Source organism: Nocardiopsis sp. NPDC049922 (assembly GCF_040660275.1).
Lineage (GTDB): Bacteria > Actinomycetota > Actinomycetes > Streptosporangiales > Streptosporangiaceae > Nocardiopsis.
In genome coordinates this window covers 309,616-331,813 of record NZ_JBFAME010000006.1, presented here as the reverse complement: position 1 = coordinate 331,813, position 22,198 = coordinate 309,616, and the positions used below count along the sequence as shown (strand labels likewise).

The window sequence follows — 22,198 nt, the reverse complement described above, 5'->3', positions numbered from 1 at the left end:
GAGTGGGGACATGCGATCCCTCTACATCGACGGCGCCTGGCGCGCGTCCGCCTCCGACGAGGGCTTGGACGTGCTCAACCCGGCGACCGAGCAGGTCATCGACACCGTTCCGGCCGGAGCCGCCGAGGACGTCGACGCGGCGGTCGCGGCCGCGGCGGCGGCCCTGCCCGCGTGGTCGGCGCTCACCCCGGGCCAGCGGGTCACCCACCTGGCCAAGGCCCTGGAACTGTACGAAGCCCGCGTCGACGACGTGGCCGCGGTCCTGACCCGCGACATGGGCGCGCCCGCCGGGTTCGCGCGCAAGGTCCAGGCGGGCCTGCCCGCCCTGATGTTCCGCACCTTCGTCGACCTGGTCGAGGAGGTCGGCGACCGCTACTTCGAGGGCGAGCGCCAGGGCAACTCGCTCATCCTGCGCGAGCCCGTCGGCGTCGTCGGCGCCATCACCCCGTGGAACTACCCGCTGCACCAGATCGTGCTCAAGGTCGTGCCCGCGCTGCTCGCGGGCAACACCGTGGTCCTCAAGCCCAGCGAGGTCGCGCCGCTGTCCGCGTACGCGCTCACCGAGGTCCTGCACGAGGCGGGCCTGCCCGCGGGCGTGTTCAACCTGGTGTCGGGGACCGGTCCGGTCGTCGGCGAGGCGATCGCCGCCCACCCGGGGGTCGACATGGTGTCCTTCACCGGCTCCACCCGCGCGGGGATCCGGGTCAGCCAGGTCGCCGCCGAGACCGTCAAACGGGTCGCGCTCGAACTGGGCGGCAAGTCGCCCAACGTCGTCCTGCCCGACGCCGACCTCACCCAGGCGGTCAAGCGCGGCGTCGCCGACGTCATGCGCAACACGGGGCAGAGCTGCAACGCGCTCACCCGCATGCTCGTGCACCGCGACTCCTACGACGAGGCCGTGCGCCTGGCCGCCGAGTCCGCGGCCAGGTACGTCCCCGGGGACCCCGAGGACGAGTCCACCCGCATGGGCCCGCTCGTCTCCGCCGCCCAGCTCGACCGCGTCCGCGAGTACGTGCGCGTCGGCGTGGAGGAGGGCGCCCGCCTGGTCGTTGGCGGCGCCGGTCCCGTCGAGGGCCGCACGCGGGGCTACTACGTCGGTCCGACCGTCTTCGCGGACGTGCGGGGCGACATGCGGATCGCGCGCGAGGAGATCTTCGGCCCGGTCCTGTGCCTGATCCCGTACGACACCGAGGAGGAGGCGGTGGCCATCGCCAACGACACGGTGTACGGGCTCAGCGCGGCCGTGTGGTCGGCCGACCCGGACCGCGCCCTGGCCGTCGCCCGGCGGCTGCGCGCGGGGCAGGTCGAGGTCAACGGCGGCGCCCTCAACCCGCGCGCGCCCTTCGGCGGCTACAAGCGCTCCGGGAACGGTCGCGAGTGGGGGCTGCACGGTCTCGACGAGTTCTGCGAGGTCAAAGCGGTCCAACTCTGACCGCCCGCCCGGGCCGCGACGGGTCGGATATGCGCCGAGTCACACCCTCCGATTCCGTTCGCGCGGAATCGGCCCCGGTGAACGGCGCGTTGTGGGGTGTGGAAAGATGCGGACCGGATATCCCCGGTCGAACCCTGATGAGGTGTGAGTTGAGCAACAAGCCCGCGGTCTCCAAGGCAGGTCCCCTCGCCAAGGACGTCAAGTCGATCCTGGTGTACAACCTGGTCTCCCTGGTCTCCATGGCGCTCTTCGCCGCCCTCGGCCTGAGCGTCGCGGCCGCCGCCGCCTCCTGAGGGGACCCACCCGAACCCTCCGTGCCCCGCCCGTCCAGGCCGGATGGGGCGGGGCGCGGTGCCGGTGGCCCGCGTGACCTGCCAAACTGAGCACGTGCGTGTTTACCTTGGATCAGATCATGCGGGCTACGAGCTCAAAGAACACCTCGTCTCCTGGTTGAAGGAGCGCGGCCACGAGGTCGTCGACGCCGGGCCCTTCGTCTACGACGCCGTGGACGACTACCCGCCCTTCGTCCTGCGCGCCGCCGAGGGCGTCGCCTCCGACCCGGGTGCGCTCGGCGTCGTGATCGGCGGGTCGGGCAACGGCGAGCAGATCGCCGCGAACAAGGTCAAGGGCGTCCGTGCCGCCCTGGCCTGGAGCGAGGACACCGCCCGCCTGGCGCGCGAGCACAACGACGCCAACGTGCTCGGCATCGGCGGCCGGATGCACTCCCTGGAGGAGGCGACCCGCTTCGTGGAGGTCTTCCTCGCCACGCCCTACAGCGACGAGGAGCGGCACACCCGCCGTATCGGCATGCTCTCCACCTACGAGGAGTCCGGCGAGCTCCCGCCGCTTCCGTGAGCACCCCGGTCCGGTCCGCCCCCGTGCCGTCCGGCGCGGGGGCGCGCCGCTGTCCGGGGCCGGTGCGCGCGGTCCGAGGGGTGCCACCGTCCGGGACGGGACCCGCGGTCGCGTCCGGAACGTTCCCGGACGCGGCGGTCGTGTCCGAGAGAGGATGATCGGCCCGGAGAACCCACCAGAACCCCGAAGGAACCAGGGACCGAATCCCTACGCTCGGTTATCGGATGAACCTAAACCTGTGGTTATGGGAGAGAACACCGCTGGTTGCGCGTGCCACGTCCGCGCCCCCGCGCTACAGTTCGTGCACAGTGGCCAGCCTCTCATCCTCCGCTCCGCGGCGGTGACGGCGCGTCGGCGCCCCCGGCCACGGTCACCAGGGCGTGCCCCGCACCCGACCACCGCCCGACCCGGTACCGAACGTCTCCGCCCCAGCGCGGCCGTGCCGTACGAGAACCCGAACCGCCCGCGTGCGCGCGGGAGCGCCGATCCAGGGGACACATGAAGCCCACACCGACCGCCAAGACCACCCGGCTGCTGCGTACGACCACGCAGCGGCTCGTAGCGGTGCTCCGGCGCAAGGTGCTCTTCCGCTACCGGCTCGTCCTCATCACCCTGGTCACCCTGGCGGTCGGGGTCGGCGTGGGCGCCGTGTGGGGCCCCACCGGCTGGTTCCCGCCCAGCTCGACCATCCTCACCGTCCTGGCGGGCGGGCTCCTGCTCAAGCGCAAGAGCCTGGCCTTCCTGCTCACCGTGGTCGCGGCGGTCCTGGTCTTCGTCGCGTTCATGCTCGACTTCGGCCAGGTGGGCCCCGGCCTGCTGGTCACCATCGGCGTCACCGCCGTGCTGGCCTACCTGCTGTCGGGGGTGCGCGAGCGGCTGGGTGTGCAGGGGCTCAGCGGCGAGATGATGCTGCTGGACCTGCGCGACCGGCTGCGCCACCAGGGCCGGATGCCGGACCTGCCCGAGGGCTGGGGCCGCACCGCCGTCCTGCGCCAGGCGGGCGGCTCGTCCTTCGGCGGCGACTTCGTCGTGTCCAACCGCAGGGACAACCGGCTCGACATGGCCGTCGTCGACGTCTCCGGCAAGGGCGTGGACGCCGGGACCCGGGCCCTCATGCTCTCGGGCGCGTTCAGCGGCCTCATCGGCGCCGTGCCCACCGAGGACTTCCTCGCCCACTGCAACGACTACCTCATCCGCGACGGCGCCGGTGAGGGATTCGTCACGGCCGTGCACCTGAGTGTGGACCTGGACACGGGCGAGTACCAGATCGCCTCCGCCGGCCACCCGCCCGCCCTGCACTACGACAGCGGGTGCGGGCTGTGGAGCACCACCGAGGCCAAGGGCGTGGTCCTCGGCGTCATCCCGGAGATGACCTACACCTCCGTCGAGGGCAAGCTCAGGCCTGGTGACGCCATCATGCTCTGCACCGACGGCCTCATCGAGACACCCGGCGAGGACCTCGACGCCGGGATCGACCGCCTCCTGGGCGTGGCCGAGTCGGTCGTCGCGCGCGGCTTCGCCACCGGCGCGGGCAGGGTCGTCGACGTCCTCAGCAAGGACAAGAACGACGACTGCGCGCTCGTCGTCCTCTGGCGCGACTGACACCCGACGAGGTCGTGCGTGCGGTTCCCGGCGCCTCCGGGCGATAGGGTCGACCCGACTCCCGATCCCGGCGCGGCCGACGAACATCCCAGGGCCGCCGTGCCCGTCCTCCCTTCCGCCCCTCGGCGCCGCCGCACGCGCGGCTGCCCGTCCCACTCGGGGAAGGCGGGACCGCACCGGGGGAGACGAGACGACACAGGCGGCCCCGCGGGCGGTCCCGCGCGGCGTTGGAGACGCAAGGGGGTGCTTCGCATGGCAGACGGCGAGCGCGCTGAAGAGCTCTACGAACTGGTCGAGAAGAACGACCTGACCGGCATCAGGCTCTGGTTGGCCGAACACAGGCCCTACGAGATCGCGGACGAGCTCACCCGAATCCCCGACCGCGACGCGATCATCCCCTTCCGACTCCTGGACAAGGACCGCGAGCTGGAGGTCTTCGAGGAGCTCGACCCCGGTCAGCAGCAGGTCATCCTCGGCGGGCTGCGGGACACCGCCTTCCACGAGCTGCTGGAGGAGATGGACCCGGACGACCGGGCCCGCCTCATCGGGGAGGCCCCCGCCAAGATCGCCACCCGCGCCCTGGCCGGGCTCAGCTCCGCCGAGCGCAAGATGACGGCGGCGCTGCTGGGCTACCCGGAGGAGTCCGTCGGCCGGTACATGACCCCGGAGACGGTCATCCTGCACCGCGACCTGACCGTGGGCCGCGCCCTGGAGGTGGTGCGGGCCAGGGGCGCCGACGCCGAGACCATCTACAGCCTCCCGGTGGTCAGCGACGGCCGCCGCCTCGTGGGCACGGTCGGCCTCAGCGACCTGGTCGTCGCCGACGACGAGCAGCTGATCAAGGACATCGTCGACGTGCTGGCGCCGCGGGTGCGGGCCACCGAACCGGTCGAGGACGCCGCCCGCCTGATCCAGGAGGCCAACCTGGTCTCGCTGCCGGTGGTGGACTCCGAGGGCCGGTTCGTCGGGCTCTTCACGTTCGACGACGCCCTGGAGGTCATCGAGGCCGCCGACTCCGAGGACATGGCCCGCCAGTCCGGCGCCAGCCCGCTCGGCGAGCACTACGTGTCCGTCGGCGTGGTGCGCCTGGTCGCGGCGCGGGTGGTGTGGCTGATGCTGCTCATCGTCGCGGCGACGCTGACCGTCAACGTCATGCAGGTCTTCGAGGACACGCTGGAGGCGGTCACGGCCCTGGCCATGTTCGTGCCCATGCTCATCGGCACCGGCGGCAACGTCGGCGCCCAGTCGGCCACCGCGATCGTGCGCGCCCTGGCCGTCGGCGAGGTGCGGGTGCGCGACCTTCCGGCGGTGATCTGGAAGGAGGCCAGGGTCGGGCTGCTGCTCGGCGTGGTGCTGGCCGTGCTCGCGCTGGGCATCGGCACGCTGCTGGTCGGGTTCGAGATCGCGGTCGTGGTCTCCTGCTCGGTGATCGCGGTGTGCACGTGGGCGGCGATCATCGGTTCGTCGATGCCCCTGCTCGCGCGCAAGGTCGGCGTCGACCCGGCGGTCGTCTCCTCGCCGATGGTCGCGACGCTGGTCGACGCCACGGGCCTGATCATCTACTTCTCGATCGCCCGCGCGGTCCTGGGCATCTGATCCGACCGAACCCGTACGCACGGTACCGAAGTCGTACACACCGTGCCGATACCGCTGCGCTCCGCATGAACGGCAGGTGAAGCGGGTATCGCGGTAGGTGCAGGACGGATCTAGGGGGGATTCCATGTCCGGTACCGGAGATGCGTTCGACCGGTTGAAGAAGGCCGTCGACGACAACGCCGACAAGGCGCAGAAGGTCGTCGACAAGACCGCCGAGGCAGCGAAGAAGGCCACCGGCGGGGCCCACGACGACGTGATCGACAAGGGAGCCGGAGCCGCGACGGAGTACCTGCGCAAGCGTGCGGAGGAGGACAGGAAGAAGTAGGGGAGACGTCTCGCCCACCCGGGGCGGGCACGGCGGGTCCACGGACGCGCTGGCCCGCCCCTCGGCGTTCCCGCGCCCGTGTTGTCCGGGCGATACCCCGTATCCGCTGGTCAAAGCTGGTGTGTGACAGGGTTACGCTGGTCAGGTAAGGCGAACCTAAGGTGAGGCGGTGCGGGTGTGAGCGATCTCGGCGGGCGCCCCTGCCAGCTCACGGTCTGCCGCGGCTGTTGCTGCGGAAGGAAGAAGAAGGTGCCGGGCGTCGACCACAAGGCGCAGCTGGCCCGGCTCAGCGCCATCGACGACCGGTCGGGCCGCACCGTCCCTGTCCGCACCAGCAAGTGCCTGGGCATCTGCTTCCAGGGCAACGTCGTGGTCGTGCAGCCCTCCCAGGCGGGCAGGGCCGCCGGGGGCCGTCCGGTCTGGCTCGGCGAGATCACCGACGAAGCCCTGGTCGAGGCGATCGACGACTGGATCTTCCGGGGCGGGCCCGGCCTGGCGCCGCTGCCCGACGTCCTCGCCGACCACGTCACCTCCAAGGACGCCAAGAAGCCGAAGAAGCGCAAGAAGCCCAAGAACTCCAAGAACGCCAAGAAGGAGCGGAGGAAGGCGCGCGAGAAGGCCGAGCGCAAGGCGGCGAAGAAGGCCGCCAAGGCCGCCCGGAAGGCGCGTGAGGCCAAGGGCAAGAAGAAGGGCTCCGGGAAGAAGAAGGCGGGCAAGGGCGGAAAGAAGAACCGCTAGCGCGGTCCCCTCCCGCCGCTCACCCCCCGGGCCGCTACCCGCGCTGCGGAGCGAACTGTGTGCGGTACAGCGCCGTGTAGAGCCCGTTCCGCCCCAGGAGCTCCTCGTGCGTCCCGCGCTCCAGGATGCGGCCGTCCTCGAGCACCAGGATCTGGTCGGCCTCGCGCACCGTGGCCAGCCGGTGCGCGATCACCAGCGACGTGCGCCCCGCGAGCGCGGCCGACAGCGCCTCCTGCACCGCCACCTCCGAACCCGAGTCCAGGTGCGCGGTCGCCTCGTCCAGCACCACGATCGACGGTTCCTTGAGCAGCAGCCGCGCGATCGCCAGCCGCTGCTTCTCACCCCCGGACAGCCGGTACCCGCGGTCGCCCACCATCGTGTCCAGGCCGTTGGGCAGCTGCTCCAGGAGCGGACCCAGCCGCGCCATCCGCAGCGCCTCCTCCAGTTCCGCGTCGGTGGCCCCCGGCCGGGCGTAGCGCAGGTTCGCGCCGACCGTGTCGTGGAACAGCTGCGCGTCCTGGGTGACCACGCCCACGGCGTCGCGCAGGGAGTCCGACGCGGTCTCGCGCAGGTCCAGGCCGCCGACCAGGACGCGCCCGTCGGTCGGGTCGTACAGCCGCGACACCAGGTGGGTCAGCGTGGTCTTGCCCGCGCCCGACGGGCCGACCAGCGCCACCATCGTGCCGGGCTCGGCGCGGAAGGAGACGTCGCTGAGCACCTGGGTCTCGCCGTCGATCACCGCCTGCGGTGTCGCCTCCAACGACGCGACCGAGGGCTCCTCGGCGCCGGAGTAGCGGAACGACACGTGCTCGAACTCCACGGGGAGGGGGCCGTCCGGCAGCGGCCGCGCGTTCGGGCTCTCCTCGATCCCGGGCCTCAGGTCGAGCACCTCGAAGACCCGGTCGAAGGAGACCAGGGCCGTCATGATCTCCACGTGCACGTTGGAGAGCGTGGTCACCGGCCCGTACAGGCGGGCGAGGAGGGTGGTCAGCGCGACCAGGGTGCCGACCTCGAAGGCGCCGTCGATCGCCAGCAGGCCGCCCACGCCGTAGACCATCGCCAGGGCCAGGGCCGTGATCAGCCCGAGCAGGCTGAACAGCAGCGAGCCGTACACCGCCTGGCGCACGCCCAGGTCGCGGACCCGGCTCGCGCGCCGCGCGAAGCCCGCCGACTCCTCCCCGGGGCGGCCGTAGAGCTTGACCAGCATCGCCCCGCCGACGTTGAACCGCTCGGTCATCAGCGAGCTCATGTCGGCGTTGGTGTCCATGGCGTCGCGCGAGATGTGCGCCAGCCTGCGGCCGATCAGCTTCGCCGGGATGACGAAGAGCGGCACCAGGACCAGCGCCACCAGGGTCACCCGCCACGACAGCGCGAACATCGTCACGATGACGGCGGTCGCGCTGATCAGGTTGGACACCACCGACTGGAGGACCGACGTGATCGCCCGCTGGGCGCCCACCACGTCGGTGTTGAGCCGACTGATCAGCGATCCCGTCTGCGTGCGGGTGAAGAAGGACAGGGGCATCCGCTGGACGTGGGTGAACACCTGGGTGCGCAGGAGGTAGATGACGCCCTCGCCGATATGGGAGGACAGCCACCGGCCGAGGAGGTTCAGCACCCCCTCCAGAACGGCCAGACCCGCCGCGGCGACGGCCAGCCACACCACCAGGGACCGGTTCCCCGGCAGGATGCCCTGGTCGATGATCGCCTTCAGCAGGAGGGGGTTGGCCACCACGATGCCCGCGCCCACGGCGGTGACCAGGAGGTAGGACGCGATCGCCCGCCAGTGGGGGCGGGCGTAGGAGATGATGCGGCGGGTGATGCCGGGGGGCAGTCGGTGCCCCCGGGCGCTCCCGTCGTTGACCAGGGCCCGGTAGGAGGGCCTCCCAGACATCATGAGCAGCCTCGTTCGTCTCGCCAGTTCGCCACGCATGCGACAACACCGGTCCCGCGGGGGTGCTTCCCAGGTGGGGACACCTCCGCACGGCCCGGAGGAGGGGCGTCGGGAGTGGGGGTCAGAGGGAGTGGGCGAGGCGGCCCAGCGCGGCCGTCGTGGAACGGCCGGGGGTGAAGGGCAGCTCCCAGGCCTGTGCGTCGAGGGCGTCGGCGCCGCGGATCTTGGCCTGGGTGAAGCGGTCGCCCGCCGTGTAGGCGAGGGCGGCGGGGGCGAGGGGGCGCAGGAGTTCGGCGTAGGCGGCCCAGTCGGCCACCTCGGGCGGCCCCTGGATGACGAAGGAGGCCGTGACGCAGCCGAGGGCCGCGATGGTCTCGGCGCGCTCCTCGGCGGGGTTGACCGGGCGGCCGGGGCCCTTCCAGGCGCGCACGCGCTCGTCGGACTCGATGCCCACGGTCAGCGGCAGCCCGCGTTCGGCGATGCTCTGGAGGAAACGGACGTGCCCGACGTGGAGGACGTCGAAGACCCCGGTGACCACGACCGGCCGCTCGGGAGGCTCGTGGGGTTCGAACCAGTGCGCGCTGAGGGGAGTGACCGCGCCGCCCGTCGCGTTCGTGTCCGTCATCCAGTCACCGTTCCGCGGAGTGTCGAGGGCACCCGTGCCTGGTTCCGCCGACGGGCTCACCCGAAGGGTCAACGTACCCGTTCCGGGTGGGTATTCCACGCTCCGGGGGCGGGCCAGAACCGGATTCGCGTCGCCGTGGGGCCTTCCGGAGCGATGTGTGTCGGATGTCACCGGGAACCGGATCGTGGCGGAACGGGTCGGAACCGGTGCCGATGGCACGTGGCTCGCTTCGTTGCGGTGCGGGGGTTCGGGGATCGTCCCCCGGGTGAAACGGCGAAGGGAGCCAGGTGCCGATGGCACGTGGCTCCCGTCGAGCGGAGCGGGCGACGGGAATCGAACCCGCATGGCCAGCTTGGAAGGCTGGAGTTCTACCATTGAACTACGCCCGCGTGGCGTCGGAGCCCCTGAGTTTCCTCTAGACTCGTGGAGCCGACGGAGACAAGAGTACAGTCTCCGGAGCGTTGGTCGCACACCCGCACGGTGTGCGATCGTCGTGAGACGCACGGGGTGTGGCGCAGCTTGGTTAGCGCGCATGCTTTGGGAGCATGAGGCCGCGGGTTCGAATCCCGCCACCCCGACGAGACCATCCGTGGCAGCGGCCGTCGGCCGTGCGCCGTGGCCCCCTGTCTGTCTGCCCTAGACTTGGTGCGATCAGCAGGAAACTGTAAGTCCCAGCCCGTCGCAGGGCACCCCAGGAAACGCGGTCACCAGACTGGCCGGGGTGCGCGCGTGCCGTTCGCCGTTGTGTGTGGCGCGCATGCGGGCCGACGCGGACACCAGCCGGCAAACCTAGGAGTACCGCCCCGTGAAGACCGATGTCGAGGAGCTGAGCCCGACCCGGGTCAAGCTGACCATCGAGGTCCCCTTCGAGGAGCTCGAGCACGCTTTCGACGTGACGTACAAGTCGCTCGCCAAGCAGGTCCGGATCAAGGGCTTCCGCCCGGGTAAGGCGCCGGCGCGGCTGATCGACCGCTACGTCGGCCGCGGCGCGGTCATCAGCGAAGCGGTGAACCACGCCGTTCCGGAGCTCTACAACGAGGCCATCCAGAAGGAGGAGCTCTTCGCGCTCGGCCAGCCCGACGTGGAGGTCACCAAGCTGGAGGACAACGAGGAGTTCGCCTTCACCGCCGAGGTCGACGTCCGGCCGAAGTTCGAGGTCGAGAACTACAAGGGCATCGAGGTGACCGTCGACAGCGCCGAGGTCACCGACGAGCAGGTCGACGAGCAGATCAGCACGCTCCGTGAGCGCTTCTCCACCCTCGTCGGCGTCGAGCGCCCCGTCGAGGACGGCGACCACCTGTCGATCGACCTCTCCGCCGCCATCGACGGTGAGAAGCTCGAGGACGTCGCGGTCAGCGGCTACTCCTACGAGGTCGGCACCAACACCATGCTCGAGGGCCTCGACGAGACCCTGCGCGGCATGGCGGCCGACGGCGAGGCGACCTTCAAGACCACCCTGGTGGGCGGCGAGCACGAGGGCAAGGAGGCGGACGTCACCGTCACCGTGCACAGCGTGAAGGTCAAGGAGCTGCCCGAGCTCGACGACGAGTTCGCCCAGCTGGCCAGCGAGTTCGACACGATCGACGAGCTGCGCGAGGACGTGCGCAACCGCATGGGCGAGGTCCGCCGCATCCAGCAGCTCTCCGCGGCCCGCGACAAGGCCCTGGAGAAGCTGATCGAGTCGGTGGACATCCCGCTGCCGGAGTCGGTCGTCGACGAGGAGATCACCCGTCGCCGCGAGAGCCTCGAGCAGCAGCTCGCCCAGAGCGGCCTCACCAAGGCGTCCTACCTCGAGTCGCAGGAGAAGACCGAGGAGGAGTTCGAGGAGGAGCTCACCACCGGTGCCCGCTCCGCCGTCAAGGCCGGGTTCATCCTCGACCAGCTGGCCCTCCAGGAGGAGCTCAGCGCCGACCAGGGCGAGCTCAGCCAGTACGTCTTCCAGCAGGCCCAGCGCATGGGCGTGAGCCCTGACCAGCTGGCCCAGCACCTGGTCGAGTCCAACCAGATCCGCGTCGCCTTCACCGAGGTCGTCCGCGGCAAGGCCATGGACCTGGTCCTGGCCGAGGCCACGGTGACCGACGAGGACGGCAACGTCGTCGAGCAGCCCAAGCCCGAGAGCGACGAGGCCGCCGTCGAGGAGGCCGCCAAGGCCGCCGCGACCGCCGCCGCCGCCGAGGCGACCGAGTCCGCCGAGGACGCCAAGGACGAGGACGCCAAGTAGTCCCGCCGCCGCGTGCCTGCGGGCCCCGTCCGACCTCGCTGGTCGGGCGGGGCCCGTTCGCGTTCGCCCGTGGAGGAAAGCCCCGTGTGGTGCTTGTTCCACCCTGCGCTCAAAGCGAACAGGCACGGTATCCGTGCAACCCCGGTACCGGTCGGCGTTAGTGTCGCAGTATCGCAACCGTTTCGATTCCGGAGCAGGTGACGAGAGTGCCTCCGACCTTTGAAGAGTCCCCGCGATTCGACGCACGTACGTCCGACTCGCAGCTTTCCCCTTTTATGGAGCAGACGCCTCAGCGCCTGTTGCGCCAGCGAATCGTATTCCTCGGCGACCAGGTGGACGACGAGATCGCCAACCGTCTCGTCGGTGAACTCCTGCTGCTGTCCGCCGAGGACCGCCACCGGGACATCACCATGTACATCAACTCGCCGGGCGGTTCCGTCACGGCGGGTATGGCGATCTACGACGTCATGCAGTACATCCCCAACGACGTCCGCACCGTCGGCATCGGCATGGCCGCCTCGATGGGCCAGATGCTGCTGTGCGCCGGCGCCCCGGGCAAGCGTTACGCCCTGCCGCACACGCGGGTCATGATGCACCAGCCCTCCGGCGGCATCGGGGGTACGGCCTCCGACATCCGGATCCTCGCCGACCAGCTCCTCTACGTGAAGAAGATGTTCATCGGCAAGATCGCCGAGCACACCGGCCAGACGCCGGAGCAGATCGAGAAGGACGCCGACCGCGACCGCTGGTTCACCGCGCAGGAGGCCAAGGAGTACGGCTTCATCGACGAGGTCCTCGAGGGCACGCTCGACGTGACGACGGACCGTTCGCAGAGTTGATCCCGTCGGACCTGGATCCAGGAACGGCGTAGTGCGTGGAAGGCGTGAAATGACCGAGTTCAACCCCAGTCTCATCGGCGGCGCGGCCTCGATGGCTCCGCAGAGCCGCTACGTCCTGCCGTCCTACGTGGAGCGGACGTCGTACGGGGTCAAGGAGATGAACCCGTACAACAAGCTCTTCGAGGAGCGGATCATCTTCGTCGGCGTGCAGATCGACGACACGTCGGCCAACGACCTGATGGCCCAGCTCATCACGCTCGAGCAGCTCGACTCGGAGCGGGACATCCAGATGTACATCAACTCCCCGGGTGGCTCGTTCACCTCGTTGATGGCCATCTACGACACGATGCAGTTCGTGCGCCCGGACATCCAGACGGTCTGCATCGGCCAGGCCGCCTCGGCCGCCGCGATCCTCCTCGCGGGCGGCACGAAGGGCAAGCGGGGCGCGCTGCCCAACTCCCGCATCCTGATCCACCAGCCGGCCACCGAGGGCATGCACGGCCAGGCCAGCGACATCGAGATCCAGGCCAACGAGATCACCCGGATCCGCACCCAGCTGGAGACCACCCTGGCCCGGCACACCGGCCGTACGCCCGAGCAGGTGTCCCAGGACATCGAGCGGGACAAGATCCTGACCGCCGACGAGGCGGTCGAGTACGGGATCATCGACTTCGTCCTGCCCTACCGCAAGGCGTCGATGAAGTAGGGAGCCGTCGACCGCTCCCACGGGCGGTCGGTGCCCCTTTCCGAACCGGCCGCCCGTTCCCGGTGATTCGGGGGAGTTCGGTGGGTCGGAAGGTGCGAGCCGGACCGGTCTTTGACCCGCCTGGGACAGCCCGGTGGTGAAGCCGGTCCGGTTTTTCGCTTAGTCTGGCGGAGAGCGACACACAGATCGCCCCGTCCGTGGCCCGGGTCGTGGACGGGATCGGGAGCTCGGCTTCCACACGGTTCGCGTGAGCGGCACCGACGGGGCGGCCTTAGTTTTGAGGAGTGGCTGGGTGGCACGCATCGGCGACGGCGGGGACCTGCTGAAGTGCTCGTTCTGCGGCAAGAGCCAAAAGCAGGTGAAGAAGCTCATCGCCGGCCCCGGCGTGTACATCTGCGATGAGTGCATTGATCTCTGCAACGAGATCATCGAGGAGGAACTCGCCGACGCCACCGAGCTCACGTGGGACAGCCTGCCCAAGCCGCGGGAGATCTACGAGTTCCTGGACTCGTACGTGATCGGTCAGGAGCAGGCGAAGAAGGCCTTGTCGGTGGCGGTGTACAACCACTACAAGCGGGTGCGCTCGGAGGGGGAGCGGCCCGGCGACGAGGGTGTGGAGATCGCCAAGTCGAACATCCTGCTGCTGGGTCCGACGGGGTCGGGTAAGACGTTGTTGGCGCAGACCCTGGCGCGGATCCTGAACGTGCCGTTCGCGATCGCGGACGCGACGGCGCTGACGGAGGCGGGGTATGTCGGCGAGGATGTGGAGAACATCCTGTTGAAGTTGATCCAGGCGGCCGACTATGACGTGAAGAAGGCCGAGACGGGGATCATCTACATCGACGAGGTGGACAAGGTCGCTCGTAAGAGCGAGAACCCGTCGATCACCCGGGATGTGTCGGGTGAGGGTGTGCAGCAGGCGTTGTTGAAGATCCTGGAGGGGACGACGGCGAGTGTGCCGCCCCAGGGGGGTCGTAAGCATCCGCATCAGGAGTTCATCCAGATCGACACGACGAACGTGTTGTTCATCTGCGGTGGGGCGTTCGCGGGTCTGGAGAAGATCATCGAGTCGCGGACGGGCCAGCAGGGGATGGGGTTCAACGCGGTGTTGCGGCCTCGGTCGGAGGTGGCGCAGTCGGCGTTGTTCTCCGAGGTGATGCCGGAGGATCTGCTGAAGTTCGGGATGATTCCGGAGTTCGTGGGTCGGTTGCCGGTGATCACGAGTGTGCATGATCTGGATCGTGAGGCGTTGATCCGGATTCTGACGTTGCCGCGGAATGCTCTGGTGAAGCAGTATCAGCGGTTGTTCGAGTTGGACGACGTGGAGTTGGAGTTCACGCGGGACGCGTTGGAGGCGATCGCCGAGCAGGGGATCGTGCGGGGGACGGGTGCGCGTGGTCTGCGGGCGATCATCGAGGAGGTGTTGTTGTCGGTGATGTACGAGGTGCCTTCGCGTGAGGATGTGGGTCAGGTGATCATCACGCGGGAGACGGTGATCGACAACGTCAACCCCACGATCGTGCCGCGGAGCCAGATCGACGAGGGCCCCGAGGAGAAGTCGGCCTGAGCCGGGCGGCGACGGCCTGAGTCGGTCCCCGTTCCCGTCACGGGAGCGGGGATCGTCGCGCGTCACAGGGCCGAGGCGGCGTCGGCGATCACGTCCGCCACCTCCTGGGGGCGGGACATGTACACCATGTGGCTCGCGTCGGGCACCGTGGTGGTCCTCGCCCTGGCGCGCTCGGCCATCCACGCCTCCGCGGCCGGGTGGATCATGTGGTCGTCGCCCGCGACCACGTACCAGCTGGGGTGCTCCCGCCAGGCGGGGGGACCGCCGACGAACCCGAACCTCGCCGCGTCGGCCGGTCCCTGCGTCCGCGCCTGGATCCGCGCCCGCTCGGGGTCGATGTCCTGGGCGGCGTACTTCGGGTACTCGTCCCTCACGACGGTGAAGTAGCCCCACTGGTCGAAGGCGAACACCCGCTCCGGCGGGGTCGGCTCCGGGAAGCGCGTGTTGATGATGTCCACGGCCGACTCGCCCTGTTCGAGGGCGAAGGCGGCGACGTAGACCAGGGCGCCCACCCTGGGGTTGTGGTGGGCGGCCTGCGTGATGACCACGCCGCCGAACGAGTGCCCCACGACCACGACCGGACCGTCGAACCTGTCGATCTCCCGCCGGACCACGGCCTCGTCGTCGGGGATCGAGGTCAGCGGCAGCTGCGCGGCGACGGGGTTGTGCCCCTGGCGGAGCAGGATCCTGATCACGTCGCTCCACCCCGAGCCGTCCGTCGCGGCGCCGTGCACCAACAGGATGTCCGCCATCGAGTGCTCCCTCCGACCGGTCGGGCCGACGGTCGGCCCCGGACGGGGCTACCCGGATGTCACTCTCGGTAATGTCATTGGCGCCCCAAGCCTGGATGGGCTCGCGACGCGGCCGTCGGGCGACTCAACCGTCCTGGAGGATCTGCTCCATCCGCGCGATGTCGGCGCTCTGTTCGGCGATGACGTCGTTGGCCATCCGCGTCACGGTGCGGTCGTGCCCGTTGGCGAGCACCTCCTCGGCCATGGTGATCGCGCCCTCGTGGTGGGTGGTCATCAGCTCGACGAAGAGACGGTCGAACTCGTCCCCCTCGGCCGCCTCCAGGTCCTCCATCTCCTCGTCGGAGGCCATCCCCGGCATGTCGTCGTGGTCGACGTCGAGGTCGCACCCCGGCAGGTCCTCGTCGCCGCCGTGGTGGGAGCCGTCACCCTCCAGGCCGCAGAAGTTCCGGTAGGCGGGGTTCTCCCGTGCGGGCCCCAGGACGTTCTCCTCCAGCCAGCTCTCCATGGCCGTGATCTCGGGTCCCTGGGCGGCGGCGATGCGGTCGGCGATGCTGTCGATCCCCTCGCGCTGGTGCCGGTCCGGCACGAGGTCGGCCATCTCCAGGGCCTGCCGGTGGTGCTCGATCATGAGCACGAGGTAGTTGACGTCGGCCGCGTTGTGGCCCTGTTCCTCGGCCAGCGCGGCGATCTGCTCGGACGTGGCGGGCGAGGACGACTCGCCGGGGGCGCCCGGGGCGATGACGTTGGCCGACCCCTGGCCGTCGCCGGTACAGGCCGAGACCGCGAGCAGGGTGAGCGCGGTTCCTGCCGCGAGTGCCAGGCGACGCACGAAGGTCCTCCAGACGGGGTCGGCGGATGGGGGTCCGCGGTGCGGTGCCGGCGCGACACCTTGCCGGTTTTCTACTCAGTGAGTGGGTGTTTTGTCCAGCCCCGGGGGCGTGTCGGGGCCGGGTCGCGCGATCGCGGACCCCGCCGAGGGTCGGCTCCGTTCCAGGTCGCGGGGTTCCGCCGTCGAGGTCGGATGTCCGATCTCGGCGTTTCGTCTGGAGTGTGTTGACATGGGGGAGTAGAACATTAGGTAGTTGATTGACTGCTTTGTGTAATGGTGGGGGTGTCCGCGATGGCTGCGTGCGTGCGACGGGACGGGGCCGCCCCTGCGGCGCGGTGGGGCGCCCTCGCGGCGGGGACCGCGTTGGTCGTGGCGGTGGCGGCGCCCGGTGCGTACGCCGCCGACGCCCCGGTCACCGGCGGCGGAGTGGAGCTCCTGGCCAACGTGCCCAAGCCCGAGGGGCTCGCCCACTCGACGGCCTACAACTCCGACCTCGCGTTCACCGGGCACTACGTCATCGGCGGCAACTACGACGGCTTCGTCGTCTACGACATCGCCGATCCGGCGGCCCCCGAGATCGTCTCCGAGGTCCTGTGCCCCGGCGGGCAGGGCGACGTCAGCGTCAACGGCGACCTGCTGTACCTGTCCGTCGACTACCCCCGGGCCGACGAGGAGTGCGGCTCCCCGCCGGTCTCGCCCACCGAGCCGGACGGCTTCGAGGGCATCCGGATCTTCGACATCTCGGACAAGACCAACCCCCAGTACCTCGCCGCCGTGCGCACCGACTGCGGTTCGCACACCCACACGCTGGTCCCGGGCGCGGACGGCGAACGCGACTACGTCTACGTGTCCTCCTACTCGCCGTCGGAGGGCTTCCCGAACTGCCAGCCCCCGCACGACAAGATCGCGATCATCGAGGTGCCGCACGACGCGCCCGAGGAGGCGGCGATCGTCAACGAGCCCGTGTTCTTCCCCGACGGCGGGCAGGAGAGCACCACGGGGTGCCACGACATCACCGCCTACCCCGAGCGCGGGATCGCCGCCGCGGCCTGCCTCGGCGACGGGCTGCTGCTCGACATCTCCGATCCGGTGCGGCCGGCGGTGATCGACCGGGTGCGCGACGAGAACTTCGCGTTCTGGCACTCGGCCACCTTCACCAACGACGCGGCGAACGTGGTCTTCGTCGACGAGCTGGGCGGCGGTTCGGCGGCGGTGTGCGACGAGGAGACCGGACCCGAGCGGGGGGCGGACGCGGTCTACTCTCTGGAGGGCGAGGGGGAGGCGCTCAGCCTCAAGTTCCGGAGTTACTACAAACTGCCGCGTCACCAGTCCGAAACGGAGAACTGTGTGGCGCACAACGGGTCGCTGATCCCCGTTCCCGGCGCCGACTTCTTCGTGCAGTCGTGGTACCAGGGCGGAGTGTCGATCATCGACCTGACCGACCCCGACCACCCCGTGGAGATCGGCTACCTCGACCGAGGGCCGTGGGACCCGAACACCCTGCGTACGGCGGGTTCCTGGTCCGCCTACTACTACAACGGCCACGTGTACTCGTCCGGGATCCAGCGCGGTCTGGACGTGCTCCGGCTGACCGATCCGCGCCTCACGCCGGCCGAGGACGTCACGATGGTCGAGTTCAACCCGCAGACCCAACCGGCCCTTCCGAGCGGCTAGGCACGGTGTGTAGGCGGATCGGGTCAGGGCGACATCGTGTCAACGCTGATGTTTCCTTCGTCTCCCCCTATACATTCCGACCTTTAACTGTGTACGTTCTTCGTGTTTCGCTCTAATCGGAACCGGGAGTACATATGGCGTCACCCCCACGCCCCCGCGGCCCCTTCGGCGGGAGGGGCCTCACCGGTCTCGCCCTCGCCGGAGCGGCGGTCCTCGTCACCGGACTGATCGGTCCGTCCACCGCGCTGGCCCAGGAGGCCTTCACCAGCGACGCCGAGACCAGTGACAACGTCACCCACGTGGCCAACGTCCCCAAGACCGAGTCCATGGACGCGTTCAACTCGGACCTGGCCTTCACCGGCGACTACGCCATCGGCGGCAACTACAACGGCTTCGTCGTCTACGACATCTCCGCGCCCGAGAGCCCGGAGATCGTCTCCGAGGTCCTGTGCCCCGGCGGTCAGGGCGACGTGAGCGTCAGCGGCGACCTGCTGTACTTCTCCGTGGACTACGCGCGCGAGAACGAGGACTGCGGCGCCCCCGCCTCCTCCAGCCAGGACCCGAACGGGTTCGAGGGCATCCGGATCTTCGACATCTCGGACAAGGCCAACCCGCAGTACGTGACCGCGGTGCGCACCGACTGCGGTTCGCACACCAACACGCTGGTCCCGGGCAAGGACGGCGAGCACGAGTACGTCTACGTGTCCTCGTACTCCCCCTCCAGCTCGTTCCCGAACTGCCAGCCCCCGCACGACAAGATCTCCGTGATCGAGGTGCCGCTCGACGACCCGGCCGCGGCCGAGGTCATCGACGCCCCCGTGCTCTTCCCGGACGGCGGCTACACCGGTACCTCCGGCTGCCACGACATCACCGCCTACCCGGAGAACGACGTCGCCGCGGGCGCGTGCATGGGTGACGGCATCCTCATGGACATCTCCGACCCCGCGGCCCCGGTGGTCACCGACGTCGTCCGCGACGACAACTTCGCCTTCTGGCACTCGGCGACCTTCACCAACCGCGGCGGGACCGTGATGTTCACCGACGAGCTCGGCGGTGGCGGCGGCGCCACCTGCAACGAGGCGGTCGGTTCCGAGCGCGGCGCCAACGCGATCTACACGATCGGCGGCACCGACGAGGCCCCCGAGATGTCCTTCGAGGGCTACTACAAGCTCCCCCGCCACCAGAGCGACACCGAGAACTGCGTGGCGCACAACGGTTCGCTGATCCCGACCCCGGGCCGCGACTTCTTCGTCCAGGCCTGGTACCAGGGCGGCGTGTCGGTGATCGACTTCAACGACCCCACCGACGCCACCGAGATCGCCTACTTCGACCGTGACCCGATCAACGAGAACGCCCTCGTCCTGGGCGGCTCGTGGTCGGCGTACTACTACAACGGCTACGTCTACTCCTCCGACATCACCCGGGGCCTCGACGTCATCCGGCTCGACGACCCGAGGTTCCGCGCGGCCGAGCGCGTCCACATGGACGAGTTCAACCCGCAGTCCCAGCCCAGCTACCGGCCGGGTCGCGGCAACGGTCGCCGCTGATCCGGTAGAACTCCCGGCGGCTCCTCCTGGGGAGCCAGGGCAACGGGAGAGGGGCCGCGGCCGCCACGGTCGCGGCCCCGCCGTCCGTCCACACCACCCTCGTAGACACCAGACGACCCCCCGAGCGCACGAGGAGATCCCATGCGCGCACGTACCCCCGCCCGCCGCGGCCTGAGAAGGTCGGCGGCCCTGACCCTGACGGCGACCGCCGCGCTCGTCGCCGGGCTGCTCGCCCCGGCGACGGCCCTCGCCGACACGCCGCCCGCCGACAGCATCACCAGCGACAACGTCACCCACGTCACCAACGTGCCCAAGCCCGAGGCGGTCCGCAGCGTCAACTCGGACCTGGCCTTCACCGGCGACTACGCGATCGGCGGGAACTACGACGGCTTCGTCGTCTACGACATCTCCGATCCGGAGTCCCCGCAGGTGGTCTCCGAGGTCCTGTGCCCCGGCGGGCAGGGCGACGTGAGCGTCAGCGGCGACCTGCTGTACTTCTCCGTCGACTACCCCAGGGCCAGTGACGAGTGCGGCGCCCCGGCGACGCCCAGGACGAACCCCGACGGGTTCGAGGGCATCCGGGTCTTCGACATCTCCGACAAGGCCAACCCGCAGTACGTGGCGGCGGTGCGCACCGACTGCGGTTCGCACACCAACACCCTCGTGCCCAGCGAGGACGGCGAGAGCGACATCGTCTACGTGTCCTCCTACTCGCCCTCGGACGCCTTCCCGAACTGCCAGACCCCGCACGACAAGATCTCCGTCATCGAGGTGCCGCACGACGCGCCCGAGGAGGCGGCGATCGTCAACGAGCCGGTCCTGTTCCCGGAGGGCGGCAACCACGACCAGGACGGTCTGCTGCTGCCGACCCAGGGCTGCCACGACATCACCGTGTACCCGGCCAAGGACCTCGCGGCCGGCGCCTGCATGGGCGACGGCATCCTCATGGACATCTCCGACCCGGTCAACCCCGTCGTCACGGAGGTCGTCCGCGACGAGAACTTCGCGTTCTGGCACTCGGCGACCTTCACCAACAGCGGTGACACGGTGATGTTCACCGACGAGCTCGGCGGCGGCGGAGCCCCCACCTGCACCCCGGAGATCGGCGGCGACCGCGGCGCGGACGCCATCTACACGATCGAGGGCGACGAGGACGAGCCCGTCCTGGAGTTCGCCAGCTACTTCAAGATCGAGCGCCACCAGGGCGACGAGCAGACGTGCGTGGCGCACAACGGTTCGCTGATCCCGGTCCCGGGCCGCGACTACTTCGTGCAGTCCTGGTACCAGGGCGGCGTGTCGGTGATCGACTTCAACGACCCGGGCGAGCCGCGTGAGATCGGCTACTTCGACATGGACTCCCGTGTCGAGGAGGGCGTCCAGGACAACGACACCTGGTCGACGTACTACTACAACGGCTACGTGTACTCGTCCGACATCGTGCGCGGGATCGACGTCCTGCGCCTGGAGGACCCGAGGCTGCGCGCGGCCGAGCGGGTCGAGATGGAGGAGTTCAACCCGCAGTCCCAGCCGGTGTACCGGCCGGGCAGGGGCAACAGCGGGCGGTAGTCTCCGCGTGGCCTTCCCGGGCGAAGCGGAGGCCCAAAGCAAACACAGCGAGGGGGTCGGGGACCGCGTGTCCCCGACCCCCTCCGTCCGTTCCGGGGGCGTCAGCGGAGCGGACCGAACAGCCGGTCGGTGGGCGCGTCCACGGCCTCCAGGACGCGGCCGGTGAAGTAGACCGTGCCCATGGCCAGGAGCCGTCCGCCCAGCGCCGCGATCGTGTCGGGGGACAGGTCCTCGGCCTTCATCGTCCTCCAGTGCGGCGGCAGGACGTGCTCGAACCGCAGGTGGGCCTCGGGCAGCACGACCGTCGTCACCGGGACGTCCCCGAGCGCCGCGACCGCGCCGGACACGTCCTTGTGGTCGGGCAGGCAGAGCAGGACGTGGTCGACACCGCCCCACAGCGCGCGGGCGTGCGCCAGCGCCGTCGCCACCCCGTCGCGGTTGATCGCCGAGTCCACCACGATCTCCGCGTCGGACCCGGGCACCGCGTGCCGGGACAGACGGGCGGGCAGCCGCACCGTGCCCAGCACCTCGTGCAGGCGCTCGGACGACGGGTGGGGCCGCCCGAGCACGTCCAGCATGCGCAGCGCCGCCGCGGTGCCCAGCACCCCGGAGGCCGCCGACAGCCCGGCGGGGCGCAGCCGCACCGGGGGCTCCACGCCCTCCGCGTCCGGGTCCACGGTCTCGGCCCCGACCCGGCCGCCCGTGGCCTCGACCAGGGCGGCCGCCACCGCCTCCGTCACCTCGTCGGTCTGGGGCAGGGTCAGCAGGGCACGCGTCCGGTCGCCCGCGACCCGGGCCTTCTCCCGGGCGATCTCGGGGATCGTGTCGCCCAACACCCCCAGGTGCTCGCCGAACACCCTGCCCAGCGCCACCACGTCCGGACCGATCACGCGCAACTCGTCGCGGTATCCGCCCGCGCCCGCCTCCAGGACGCACACGTCCGCGCCGACCTCCCGCGCCCGCAGCAGCGCGGCGATGAGGAACAGCCCGCTCGGCGCCAGGTGGCCACCGGTCTCCTCCACCGACGGCAGCCGTACCCGTGCCGCCTCGATCCGCTCGCCCAGGGCGGCCAACTCGGCGTCCGTCAACGACACCCCGTCCACGCGGACCCGCTCGCGGTAGGACCGGAAGCTCGGCCCGGTGGCCAGCACCGTGCGCAGCCCGGCGGCGGACAGCGCGGCCGCGGCGTAGGTCGCGGTGCTGCCCTTGCCCTTGGACCCCACCACACCGAGGACCGGCACGGACGCCGGATCCAGGTCCAGGGCCTCCATGAGCAGCCGGGCGCGCCGACGGCTGCGGATCTGTCCGGGGCGCTTGCGCGCCCACTCGGTGAAGAAGGGGTCAAGGGTGTCCATGGTTTCAGTATGCGCCGCGCCGAGCGCGTTAGCAGACCGTCAACGCGGGCATGACGGCCACCTCTGGGCGCGTAC

General features: G+C 70.1%; 19 protein-coding genes and 2 tRNA genes. 15 read left to right on the top strand and 6 right to left on the bottom strand.

The window, feature by feature from the left end:
• Nucleotides 1-10 precede the first annotated feature (10 nt).
• The 7 genes from AB0I72_RS14360 to AB0I72_RS14330 all read left to right on the top strand — a co-directional run bounded on the left by AB0I72_RS14360 (nucleotide 11) and on the right by AB0I72_RS14330 (nucleotide 6,548).
• The gene (locus tag AB0I72_RS14360; protein ID WP_358567441.1) at nucleotides 11-1,432 is read left to right on the top strand and encodes an aldehyde dehydrogenase family protein; all 1,422 of its coding nucleotides are present in this window, start codon (nucleotides 11-13) and stop codon (nucleotides 1,430-1,432) included.
• 149 nt (nucleotides 1,433-1,581) lie between these two features.
• The gene (locus AB0I72_RS14355; RefSeq protein WP_358567438.1) at nucleotides 1,582-1,725 is read left to right on the top strand and encodes a hypothetical protein; all 144 of its coding nucleotides are present in this window, start codon (nucleotides 1,582-1,584) and stop codon (nucleotides 1,723-1,725) included.
• 94 nt (nucleotides 1,726-1,819) lie between these two features.
• Nucleotides 1,820-2,287 (top strand): ribose-5-phosphate isomerase, encoded by a 468-nt coding sequence (locus AB0I72_RS14350; protein WP_358567435.1) that lies wholly within the window; start codon nucleotides 1,820-1,822, stop codon nucleotides 2,285-2,287.
• Nucleotides 2,288-2,785: 498 nt separating this feature from the next.
• Nucleotides 2,786-3,889, top strand: a complete 1,104-nt coding sequence (locus AB0I72_RS14345) for a PP2C family protein-serine/threonine phosphatase (RefSeq protein ID WP_358567432.1) — start codon at nucleotides 2,786-2,788, stop codon at nucleotides 3,887-3,889.
• A gap of 252 nt (nucleotides 3,890-4,141) precedes the next feature.
• Nucleotides 4,142-5,485: a magnesium transporter gene (gene mgtE, locus AB0I72_RS14340; RefSeq protein WP_358567429.1), complete on the top strand. Its 1,344-nt coding sequence runs from the start codon at nucleotides 4,142-4,144 to the stop codon at nucleotides 5,483-5,485.
• A 124-nt stretch (nucleotides 5,486-5,609) separates the two neighbouring features.
• Entirely contained in the window at nucleotides 5,610-5,810 is a 201-nt protein-coding gene (locus AB0I72_RS14335) for an antitoxin (protein ID WP_358567427.1), read from the top strand.
• A 177-nt stretch (nucleotides 5,811-5,987) separates the two neighbouring features.
• On the top strand, nucleotides 5,988-6,548 hold the full coding sequence (locus AB0I72_RS14330) for a (2Fe-2S) ferredoxin domain-containing protein (RefSeq protein WP_358567424.1): 561 nt from the start codon (nucleotides 5,988-5,990) through the stop codon (nucleotides 6,546-6,548).
• Between the two features lie 34 nt (nucleotides 6,549-6,582).
• On the opposite strand, the gene AB0I72_RS14325 is transcribed toward AB0I72_RS14330, so the two are convergent.
• The 3 genes from AB0I72_RS14325 to AB0I72_RS14315 form a co-directional block, all read right to left on the bottom strand.
• Nucleotides 6,583-8,445: an ABC transporter ATP-binding protein gene (locus tag AB0I72_RS14325; RefSeq protein ID WP_358567422.1), complete on the bottom strand. Its 1,863-nt coding sequence runs from the start codon at nucleotides 8,443-8,445 to the stop codon at nucleotides 6,583-6,585.
• 118 nt (nucleotides 8,446-8,563) lie between these two features.
• Nucleotides 8,564-9,067: an adenylyltransferase/cytidyltransferase family protein gene (locus AB0I72_RS14320; protein ID WP_358567420.1), complete on the bottom strand. Its 504-nt coding sequence runs from the start codon at nucleotides 9,065-9,067 to the stop codon at nucleotides 8,564-8,566.
• Between the two features lie 318 nt (nucleotides 9,068-9,385).
• Nucleotides 9,386-9,456 (bottom strand) — tRNA-Gly (locus AB0I72_RS14315).
• A gap of 114 nt (nucleotides 9,457-9,570) precedes the next feature.
• On the opposite strand from AB0I72_RS14315, the gene AB0I72_RS14310 reads away from it, so the two are divergent.
• From AB0I72_RS14310 to clpX, 5 genes are all read left to right on the top strand, one after another.
• Nucleotides 9,571-9,645, top strand: a tRNA-Pro gene (locus tag AB0I72_RS14310).
• Nucleotides 9,646-9,872: 227 nt separating this feature from the next.
• Nucleotides 9,873-11,288, top strand: coding sequence for a trigger factor (tig, locus tag AB0I72_RS14305; protein WP_358567418.1), 1,416 nt, complete (start codon nucleotides 9,873-9,875; stop codon nucleotides 11,286-11,288).
• 275 nt (nucleotides 11,289-11,563) lie between these two features.
• Nucleotides 11,564-12,127, top strand: a complete 564-nt coding sequence (locus tag AB0I72_RS14300) for an ATP-dependent Clp protease proteolytic subunit (RefSeq protein ID WP_358567416.1) — start codon at nucleotides 11,564-11,566, stop codon at nucleotides 12,125-12,127.
• 49 nt (nucleotides 12,128-12,176) lie between these two features.
• Nucleotides 12,177-12,833 carry an ATP-dependent Clp protease proteolytic subunit gene (locus AB0I72_RS14295; RefSeq protein WP_358567413.1) on the top strand — a complete coding sequence of 219 codons (657 nt, stop codon included), beginning with the start codon at nucleotides 12,177-12,179 and terminating at the stop codon, nucleotides 12,831-12,833.
• Nucleotides 12,834-13,125: 292 nt separating this feature from the next.
• On the top strand, nucleotides 13,126-14,400 hold the full coding sequence (gene clpX, locus AB0I72_RS14290; RefSeq protein ID WP_358567410.1) for an ATP-dependent Clp protease ATP-binding subunit ClpX: 1,275 nt from the start codon (nucleotides 13,126-13,128) through the stop codon (nucleotides 14,398-14,400).
• Nucleotides 14,401-14,462: 62 nt separating this feature from the next.
• On the opposite strand, the gene AB0I72_RS14285 is transcribed toward clpX, so the two are convergent.
• Nucleotides 14,463-15,152 carry an alpha/beta hydrolase gene (locus AB0I72_RS14285; protein WP_358567408.1) on the bottom strand — a complete coding sequence of 230 codons (690 nt, stop codon included), beginning with the start codon at nucleotides 15,150-15,152 and terminating at the stop codon, nucleotides 14,463-14,465.
• A 124-nt stretch (nucleotides 15,153-15,276) separates the two neighbouring features.
• Complete coding sequence (locus tag AB0I72_RS14280) at nucleotides 15,277-15,981, bottom strand: DUF305 domain-containing protein (RefSeq protein ID WP_358567404.1); 705 nt, start codon at nucleotides 15,979-15,981, stop codon at nucleotides 15,277-15,279.
• A gap of 291 nt (nucleotides 15,982-16,272) precedes the next feature.
• Here AB0I72_RS14280 and AB0I72_RS14275 point away from each other — a divergent pair, with 291 nt between their 5' ends.
• The 3 genes from AB0I72_RS14275 to AB0I72_RS14265 all read left to right on the top strand — a co-directional run bounded on the left by AB0I72_RS14275 (nucleotide 16,273) and on the right by AB0I72_RS14265 (nucleotide 20,768).
• Nucleotides 16,273-17,655, top strand: coding sequence for a hypothetical protein (locus AB0I72_RS14275; RefSeq protein ID WP_358567401.1), 1,383 nt, complete (start codon nucleotides 16,273-16,275; stop codon nucleotides 17,653-17,655).
• A 134-nt stretch (nucleotides 17,656-17,789) separates the two neighbouring features.
• On the top strand, nucleotides 17,790-19,202 hold the full coding sequence (locus AB0I72_RS14270) for a hypothetical protein (RefSeq protein ID WP_358567398.1): 1,413 nt from the start codon (nucleotides 17,790-17,792) through the stop codon (nucleotides 19,200-19,202).
• Nucleotides 19,203-19,343: 141 nt separating this feature from the next.
• Nucleotides 19,344-20,768, top strand: a complete 1,425-nt coding sequence (locus AB0I72_RS14265) for a hypothetical protein (RefSeq protein WP_358567395.1) — start codon at nucleotides 19,344-19,346, stop codon at nucleotides 20,766-20,768.
• Nucleotides 20,769-20,869: 101 nt separating this feature from the next.
• Here the strand turns inward: AB0I72_RS14265 and AB0I72_RS14260 are convergent, their stop codons facing one another.
• Complete coding sequence (locus tag AB0I72_RS14260; protein WP_358567392.1) at nucleotides 20,870-22,123, bottom strand: hypothetical protein; 1,254 nt, start codon at nucleotides 22,121-22,123, stop codon at nucleotides 20,870-20,872.
• Nucleotides 22,124-22,198 lie beyond the last annotated feature (75 nt).